9 protein-coding genes are annotated in these 7,724 nt (G+C 50.4%); 5 read left to right on the top strand and 4 right to left on the bottom strand.

Translation table 11 applies throughout. The annotated features are described in order from the left end of the window. Positions 1-281: 281 nt before the first annotated feature. From G465_RS0108275 to G465_RS16530, 4 genes are all read right to left on the bottom strand, one after another. A complete protein-coding gene (locus G465_RS0108275) occupies positions 282-698 on the bottom strand; it encodes a type II toxin-antitoxin system HicB family antitoxin (RefSeq protein ID WP_022654009.1) in 417 nt (138 codons plus the stop codon). A 380-nt stretch (positions 699-1,078) separates the two neighbouring features. Then, entirely contained in the window at positions 1,079-1,684 is a 606-nt protein-coding gene (locus G465_RS0108270; RefSeq protein ID WP_022654008.1) for a formyltransferase family protein, read from the bottom strand. Then, positions 1,672-2,802: a GNAT family N-acetyltransferase gene (locus tag G465_RS0108265; RefSeq protein WP_022654007.1), complete on the bottom strand. Its 1,131-nt coding sequence runs from the start codon at positions 2,800-2,802 to the stop codon at positions 1,672-1,674. The genes G465_RS0108270 and G465_RS0108265 overlap by 13 nt, the downstream gene beginning before the upstream one ends. A gap of 85 nt (positions 2,803-2,887) precedes the next feature. Continuing rightward, positions 2,888-3,124: a Com family DNA-binding transcriptional regulator gene (locus G465_RS16530; protein WP_081642732.1), complete on the bottom strand. Its 237-nt coding sequence runs from the start codon at positions 3,122-3,124 to the stop codon at positions 2,888-2,890. On the opposite strand from G465_RS16530, the gene G465_RS14055 reads away from it, so the two are divergent. The 5 genes from G465_RS14055 to glyS all read left to right on the top strand — a co-directional run bounded on the left by G465_RS14055 (position 3,077) and on the right by glyS (position 7,700). Continuing rightward, positions 3,077-3,391: a response regulator gene (locus tag G465_RS14055; protein ID WP_022654005.1), complete on the top strand. Its 315-nt coding sequence runs from the start codon at positions 3,077-3,079 to the stop codon at positions 3,389-3,391. The two genes, G465_RS16530 and G465_RS14055, sit on opposite strands and share 48 nt — an antisense overlap. Further along, on the top strand, positions 3,391-4,176 hold the full coding sequence (locus G465_RS0108250; RefSeq protein WP_022654004.1) for a ParA family protein: 786 nt from the start codon (positions 3,391-3,393) through the stop codon (positions 4,174-4,176). The genes G465_RS14055 and G465_RS0108250 overlap by 1 nt, the downstream gene beginning before the upstream one ends. A gap of 79 nt (positions 4,177-4,255) precedes the next feature. Next, the gene (gene glyQ / locus G465_RS0108245) at positions 4,256-5,155 is read left to right on the top strand and encodes a glycine--tRNA ligase subunit alpha (protein WP_022654003.1); all 900 of its coding nucleotides are present in this window, start codon (positions 4,256-4,258) and stop codon (positions 5,153-5,155) included. A 7-nt stretch (positions 5,156-5,162) separates the two neighbouring features. After that, positions 5,163-5,618, top strand: coding sequence for a hypothetical protein (locus G465_RS14050; RefSeq protein ID WP_022654002.1), 456 nt, complete (start codon positions 5,163-5,165; stop codon positions 5,616-5,618). Positions 5,619-5,621: 3 nt separating this feature from the next. Then, positions 5,622-7,700, top strand: a complete 2,079-nt coding sequence (glyS, locus tag G465_RS0108235) for a glycine--tRNA ligase subunit beta (RefSeq protein WP_022654001.1) — start codon at positions 5,622-5,624, stop codon at positions 7,698-7,700. Positions 7,701-7,724 lie beyond the last annotated feature (24 nt).

The raw sequence follows: 7,724 nt of genomic DNA, 5'->3' as shown, positions 1-7,724 counted from the left end.
CGCCCCACGCGGGCGCGTGGATTGAAACGCTTGCGTCGTGATGCGTGACTTCACTTCCTCAGTGTCGCGCCCCACGCGGGCGCGTGGATTGAAACATTGCCCGTTCCCTGCCCGCTCATTGCCCGTCCCGTCGCGCCCCACGCGGGCGCGTGGATTGAAACGGCAAAAAGTAGGTTTCCGACTCTTTGTGCCAAATGTTTTGCCATATTATAAAAGAATTAAGTTTCATCCCTATTAGTACGTAGAAAAACCCGCCAAAGCGGGTTTTTAATGGGTAATTCTTAACTTACTGATACTTCAAGATTTTTTCCAAGTACATTTAATGCCTTTTCAATGGTGTCAATTTTTGATGCGTGTTTAAGATTAGTTAACCTTTGTACATCTTGGGGCCGTGTATTGAGTCTTCGTGCAACTTCTGATGGCCCGACTTTTTGTTCCAACATTGCGTTAAGAAGTAACACTTTTGCTGAAACACTTGCCGGTAAGCTGACCAATTTTTCATTGGCCGTCATCTCTGATGGCATTGGTACTATGCGCTTGCTCTCAAAGTAAAAATCCATTGATGAGAGCAATACATCTTCTGCCATTAACATGGCTTCTTCTTCTGTATCCCCTTGCGTAATCGCTTCTGGAATATCTCTAAAAGAGACAACATAGCCACCTTCTGGAGCTTCTTCAAATAGAGCGGGATAGCGCATTTTGTTTCCTTTTGTTGTGATGAGATGCGGTGGATAGATGCCCTTTTCAGGGCCATCCTCCTATTTAAGTTTGAGTTGCTTTTTCACACCTTCGACCAATCCTGTTTTTAACTCTGTCGAAGGGTGTCTTGGCAGGTGGCTTTGGCAGCCGTTCAAGTAAACCTTTAAATGCTTTGTTCCTTCTCTAAAGGTTGCTCCATGTTTAGCAAGCCATCTCACAAACTCACTTTGCTTCACCGCATCTCCATATTTCTGTTTAACATGGAACCAATTATAAACAAAAAAGTTTAATAAAGCAATAAAATTAAACTTTTTTGTTTAATTTTTAGGGGGTTTTTTTGCATTGTTATGCAAAAGCGCTAACTGTACAGGGGCACAATTCAAATTTTATGAGTGGCTTCCAACCTCCCCCCTGCAAAACTCGGCTCAAATGTCGCCAATTTCTCAAGCTGTGGTTTTTTGACTATTCGCCCGTTTTCGATGTCTGTCAGCACCTGCTCAAACAGCCGCAGACCTATTGGGCCTAGCTCTCTACGCCACAGGGTTTCGGGGGTGTCGTCGGGGTGAATATGGCACCAATCTTGGGCGGCAATCTCGCCAGTATCAGCGCCATCATCCATCCAATACACCGAGCCGCCGGTCATGCTTTCCTTCATGTGAATCGCCCACCGAATAGCGTCACGGCCTCGATGTCGCGGCAGCAGCGACGGGTGATATCCAATTGCACCCAAACGGGTGGATGCCCTTGCCTCCTTCGAAATAAAAGCGTGGGTATGGGCGGCCAGAATTAGGTCTGTTCGGTCAGGGATATGTTGTGCTGTGACTGTCCCTGCAACCACCGCGACAGAGACACCATGCTGTTGGGTGGTTGTGTGCAAGCGATCAATTTTAGGTGTAATGACATGAACTACCTCATGCCCAAGCCGCCGACATAATTTGAACGTTTCAGCCCCCAGCCATTTTTGGCCGATGATTACAATTCGCATGAATTGCTCTCCTCACCCAAATACCTAAAGCCTTGAACTGCTCTAAAGTGGCCACCGTATCCGCTACCTGCCTTGGGCTTGCCTTTTTTTGCTGAGCTTTTATCCATAGATTGTGCACAGCGCATTTTGTTTTCACCGCATAAACGAGCAGAAACTTGTGTCCATTTAGGATCGCGGCGCAATGCGGCAGCAAGCCCCGGATGTGATGTATGAAACAAAGTCGGGAGCGGCTTTTGGTAACGATTTTTACCTTGCAACCATTGTTCACACACCGCATTTAAAAATCGCATCCCAACACCCGCCCCCTGCCATTCCGGCATCACTACCAGCCGACACGCACGGCCTTCAACTAATCCGGGGCGTGTGCTAACAGCAAGGTGTGCAACGGGTTCACCATTGACCGTGGCGACATAACATGTCGCCGCGATCATGTGTGGCAGCTTCAAATAATGATGCGACTCAAACAAGGGCCAGTAGGACCAATTTGTCTGGTGGATTTCCATTTCGATCTTGGGTCGTCGCCGAAGTAGCCCCCGTTGGAATTCACCGGTTGAGGTATCGAATACCCAATCTGGGGAAACCCAATCCAGAATGTCGTAATGACACGACAGCAATACAACTTTGCCTGTCGTGCGCCGCCATGCCTTAGCAAATGCCCCTGCCCCTATTTGAGCAATTTGTCGGTCAACAACAGAGGAAAATTCATCAATCACAGCCAGTGCCGGCGCTTCACAAACTAGCCTTGCTAATGTTGCACGGAATTTTTCACCATTGGACAAAACGGGGTATGGACGTAGCCATGTTGGCACACTGCCAAGGCCAACAGAAGCCAGTGCCCCAGTAACGACATCAAACCCTTGATGGGGTGCAATGGCATCAATAATCGGTTCATTGTCTGGCCATGTTGGTTGATAAAGGGGGCCAATCTTTGCGCCCAAGCTGGTTTTACCACTGCCGGACGGGCCAACAATCACGCCGATTTGCCAATCTTCTTGATCAATCGGCAAATTAGCCTCGATTGAAAAATCTGCCCCGCTTTCAACATTAAATAGTGATTTAACAGCGGCTGCTCGAAATGAGTCATAGTCGGTGCAGCGGTGGTGAACAGTGAGTTTCATACTGTGACCACCCGTACCTTATGGCCCATGCCTTTTAGCCATTCAAAAATTTGCTTTTGGTGCTGTTCATCCGAACAAATAACAATCACGCCGTATTGTTGCCGATACTTAAACCCGTTTTTTCCGAGTCTCTTTTTTTGTTCCATTGCCCTACCTGTGCGGTTTGACGCTCTGGGCGTTCTGGGTTTTGGCGGCTCGTGGCGCTCTGGTGTGTAAATCGGTTGAATGTCCCGCAGCGCGGACATTTAATCGCTAAATCAATGATTTGACCGAAATGGTCGGGCGCGAAGGACACCAAGTGTCCACCGCCACCAACGGTCATGAAGCCCTAAAAGCTGTCTCTTTACAACGCCCGGATGTGGTGATTACCGATATTTTAATGCCAGAAAAAGATGGTATTGAGCTGATTATGGAATTGGCCCAACTTGGTGCACGGATTCCCGTGATTGCCGTATCGGGTGGGCGACGGGCGATTAGTTCGGACTTTAATCTCGAGTCGGCTCGCTTGTTGGGCGTGTGTGCCACGTTAGGCAAACCTTTTTCTCGTGAAGCGCTGCACCAAGCGCTGCAGCAGGCTTTAATGCACTGATGTCAGCTCAAGTTTTAGTGGTCAGTAATCGTAAAGGGGGGGTGGGTAAAAGTACCACCTCGGTCAACCTTGCGGCCCATTGGGCGGCGTTGGGGCTACGAGTGCTCTTGCTCGATTTAGACACCCAAGGCCACTGTGCCGTCGGTTTGGGACTGAAAAATATCCCACCGAAACAGACCATTCACCACGTTCTGGCAGGAAACAAAGCCGATCTCACTACGGCTATCATCCAGACTGGCCGTGAGCGGCTGTGGTTGGCTCCTGCCGATCCAATGTTTGAACACAGTTTGATTGTTTCCGACGATAAATTACGTACTTTAAAAAACTTATTAAGTACGGATGCGGTGCAAGAGCAATACGACTTCATTATTCTTGATACGCCGCCCTCTCTCGATTTTCTCCTTCTCAATGCCCTGTCTGCGGCAAATTGGGCGCTGATTCCTTTCCTGCCTCATGCCCTCGCTGCCGAGGGGGTGCGACAGCTCTCGCGTATTTTGTTTAAAGTCGCGATGCAGCAAAATGCCAATCTGCGTCTTGTCGGTTTACTGCCGGTGATGTTAGACAGCCGCATTGGCCTACATCGTACGATTTGTGATGAGATGGCTAAACAATTCGGTTCGCAGCGGTTGTTGGCCGGTATTCGCAATGACATCAAATTGGCCGAGGCGTTTGCCTGTGGTAAACCAGTGTTAGAACATGCTCCTGCCAGCCGAGGGAATGCCGACTATCGACAGTTGGCCGAGCAATTATTGTTGTTGTTTGAGGCACAAGGACGGGGCCGTTAGTGCGCTATGCTGGTCGCTAATAGACAGCTCCGTTAGAATCACCGCTTTATTTCTCATCTTGATGGCGTAATTCCTTCTTATGTTAACTTTCCAAGACATCATTCAAACCTTGCAGGCCTATTGGGCGCGGCAAGGGTGTGCATTGTTACAGCCCTATGATATGGAAATGGGGGCGGGTACTAGCCATACTGCGACGTTCTTACGCGCCATTGGCCCAGAACCGTGGCATGCCGCCTATGTGCAGCCTTCACGCCGCCCGAAAGATGGCCGTTACGGTGAAAACCCCAACCGCTTGCAGCATTACTACCAATATCAAGTGGTACTCAAACCCAGCCCGAGCAATATCCAAGACCTCTACCTCGATAGCTTGCGCGAATTGGGGATTGATCCTTGTATGCACGACATTCGTTTTGTCGAAGATGATTGGGAAAACCCCACACTGGGCGCATGGGGTTTGGGTTGGGAAGTGTGGCTCAACGGTATGGAAGTGACCCAATTTACCTATTTCCAACAGGTCGGCGGCTTAGATTGCAAACCAGTGTTAGGCGAAATCACCTACGGCATTGAGCGATTGGCGATGTATTTGCAAGGTGTAGAAAACGTCTATGACTTGGTGTGGGTGGTGCGTCCCGATGGCAGCAAACTGACCTATGGCGATGTCTATCACCAAAATGAAGTAGAACAATCGCGCTATAATTTTGAACACAGCAATGTCGAGTTTTTATTCGCCCAATTCACTCAGTTTGAAGGCGAAGCCAAACGTTTATTAGAAACGGGTTTAGCCATTCCCGGCTATGAAATGATTTTAAAAGCAGCGCATACCTTTAACCTACTCGACGCCCGTGGCGCGATTTCGGTGACCGAGCGCGCTGCTTATATTGGCCGCATCCGTGCCTTAGCGCGTTTAGTGGCACAAGCCTATTACGATAGCCGCGAAGCATTGGGATTCCCGATGCTGGCGACAGCCAAAACGGAGTAAGCTCATTATGAAGGCACGCACTCTTTCTGCCCTTGGTTTAGGTTTGGGTCTGATGACGGCCAGTTTGCCGCTGTTGGCGGCTGAAAACTGGTTGGTGTACCAACGTGGGCCGCGTCTGTCCTTGGCGATTGATCGTGCCTCGTTAGCCACTCAAGCGGATGGTTTACTGCATTTTGTACATGAAGAGCGTTATGCGCGAGAAATGTACGAAAAGAAAATGGATGTGCGGTTTTTTATCCGCCGCACCCGTGTCGCGGTGGACTGCAACAAAGACATTTATGCTTTCACGCGCTCTGACTATTTGGACAAGGAACGCAAGCCGGTATTTTCTGGCATGTTTGATATCCAACGCCATGCGTGGCAGTTCCTCGAAGTCAGTGCTGATTCAATGGGGGAAGCCATGGTCACCACCGCCTGCACGCTCATTAACCATCCAGCCTATTCTCTTTCGACCAAGCCCTAAGCCATGCCAACTCTACTCGTTGAATTATTTACCGAAGAACTTCCGCCAAAAGCGCTGCCCCGTTTAGCTGCCGTTTTTGCCGATACTATCCACCAAGAACTGGCAAATAAACAACTGTGCAGTGATAGCAGCGTTGTCCATCGTTATGCCAGTCCGCGCCGTTTGGCCGTCACCATCAGCGATGTGGCTGCGGTCGGGCCAGCCCAAATCGTGTCAGAAAAACTGATGCCGGTGACTGTCGCACTCGACCAAGCAGGGCAACCCACCCCCGCTTTATTGAAAAAGTTACAAGCGAAAAACCTCAGTGCCGACATCGTGTCGCAGTGTGAACACCGTCCCGATGGGAAAAGCGAAAGCTTGTTCTACACCTATACCGCTGAAGGCGCACAACTCAATCAAGTCTTGAGCGCAGCGATTGATAGCGCAGTGAAAAAGCTGCCAATTCCTAAGGTCATGCGTTGGGGTGATTCTGAGGTGACCTTTGTGCGCCCAGTGCATCGTTTGGTCTGCTTGCATGGCGAAGCGATTGTGCCGGCACAAGTCTTGGGTCTGCAATCTGGCCGCATCACTGGTGGTCATCGTTTCTTGTCCAAGGGGGAGATCAGCATTCCTTCGGCAGAACAATATGCCCGCACCTTGCACGATCAAGGCCGCGTGATTGCCAGTTTTGAAGCCCGTCGTGAACTGATTCGTCACAAATTGCAAGAACGCAGCCAAGCCTTGCAAGCGACATTGGCGGCGGACGATGCGCTGTTAGATGAAGTCACCGCGTTGGTCGAATGGCCGGTGGTACTCGAAGCGGGTTTTGAAGCCGATTTCCTGAAAGTGCCACAGGAATGTCTGATTTTGACCATGCAGCAAAATCAGAAATACTTCCCCTTACTCGATCAACAACAAAAATTGATCAATCGCTTTCTATTGGTGTCCAACTTAGAAAGCGACCAACCGCAACACATTATTCACGGCAATGAACGGGTGTTGCGTGCGCGGTTGTCTGATGCCCGTTTCTTCTTTGAACAAGATCAAAAAGCCAAACTCGATTCACGTTTACCGCGCTTGGCCGAAGTGGTGTACCACAACAAAATTGGCAACCAGCTGCAACGTATCGAGCGCATTGAAGCGCTGGCCGGTGAGATTGCTGGTCTGTTGGGGGCGGATGTGGCGCTGGCGCGGCGCGCCGGTCGCTTGGCAAAAGCCGATTTGGTCAGCGAAATGGTCGGTGAATTCCCCGAGCTGCAAGGCATTATGGGGATGTATTACGCCCGTTTAGATGGTGAAGAGGAGGCTGTTGCCGCTGCGATTGAAGCCCATTACCACCCTCGCTTTGCTGGTGATACCCTGCCACAGGGCCCAATTGCCTTGTCGGTGGCGTTGGCCGACAAACTAGAAACCTTGGCAGGTATTTGGGGTATTGGCTTAATCCCGACCGGTGATAAAGACCCGTTTGGCCTGCGTCGGCAAGCGCTGGGTGTGTTGCGGATGTTGGTTGAGGCACAATTGCCTTTAGACTTATCCGACCTGTTGCAGCGTGCAGTGCAGCAATTCCCTGCGGGTCTGTTGGCAGCTGACACCGCATCTGCGCTCTACGGTTTTGCCTTGGAGCGGTTGAAAAATCTATTGGCGGCGGAACATCGCGCGGATGAGATTGACGCCGTGTTAGCGTTGTCGCCGCGTCGTCTCGATCAATTGACCTCGGTATTGGCGGCGGTGTCTGCATTCCGTTCTCTGCCAGAAGCCAGCACTTTAGCTGCGGCAAATAAGCGGGTGAAAAATATCCTCAAGAAAGTGGAGGGTGAGGTCAGCGCAACCGTCGATGCTGCTTTACTGAGCGAAGCGGCAGAACAAGCGTTGGCTGCCGCAGTTACCGCGATTCGCCCTGAAGTTGAGGCGGCTTTTGCTGCAGGTAACTACCAAACGGCCTTAAGTCGTTTAGCTGCCCTGAAAGCGCCTGTCGATAGCTTCTTTGAACAGGTGATGGTGATGGCCGATGACGAATCGGTTCGCCGCAATCGGTTGGCGTTGTTGGCGCAGTTGTCGGGTTTGTTTAACCAAGTGGCGGATATTTCTCTGTTAGCAGAGTAATTCCATCGCGTGGGTTCACTTTCC

The sequence above is a fragment of the Aquaspirillum serpens DSM 68 genome (assembly GCF_000420525.1).
GTDB lineage: Bacteria > Pseudomonadota > Gammaproteobacteria > Burkholderiales > Aquaspirillaceae > Aquaspirillum > Aquaspirillum serpens.
Note: the sequence above shows the minus strand (reverse complement) of the source record. Positions and strands in the feature narration are given on the sequence as shown.

Coding starts and splice junctions, on each gene's coding strand:
- G465_RS0108265 (WP_022654007.1), bottom strand. CDS start 2,802: ATGAAACTCACTGTTCACCACCGCTGCACCGACTATGACTCATTTCGA.
- G465_RS0108270 (WP_022654008.1), bottom strand. CDS start 1,684: ATGCGAATTGTAATCATCGGCCAAAAATGGCTGGGGGCTGAAACGTTC.
- glyQ (WP_022654003.1), top strand. CDS start 4,256: ATGTTAACTTTCCAAGACATCATTCAAACCTTGCAGGCCTATTGGGCG.
- G465_RS0108275 (WP_022654009.1), bottom strand. CDS start 698: ATGCGCTATCCCGCTCTATTTGAAGAAGCTCCAGAAGGTGGCTATGTT.
- glyS (WP_022654001.1), top strand. CDS start 5,622: ATGCCAACTCTACTCGTTGAATTATTTACCGAAGAACTTCCGCCAAAA.
- G465_RS14050 (WP_022654002.1), top strand. CDS start 5,163: ATGAAGGCACGCACTCTTTCTGCCCTTGGTTTAGGTTTGGGTCTGATG.
- G465_RS14055 (WP_022654005.1), top strand. CDS start 3,077: ATGGTCGGGCGCGAAGGACACCAAGTGTCCACCGCCACCAACGGTCAT.
- G465_RS0108250 (WP_022654004.1), top strand. CDS start 3,391: ATGTCAGCTCAAGTTTTAGTGGTCAGTAATCGTAAAGGGGGGGTGGGT.
- G465_RS16530 (WP_081642732.1), bottom strand. CDS start 3,124: ATGACCGTTGGTGGCGGTGGACACTTGGTGTCCTTCGCGCCCGACCAT.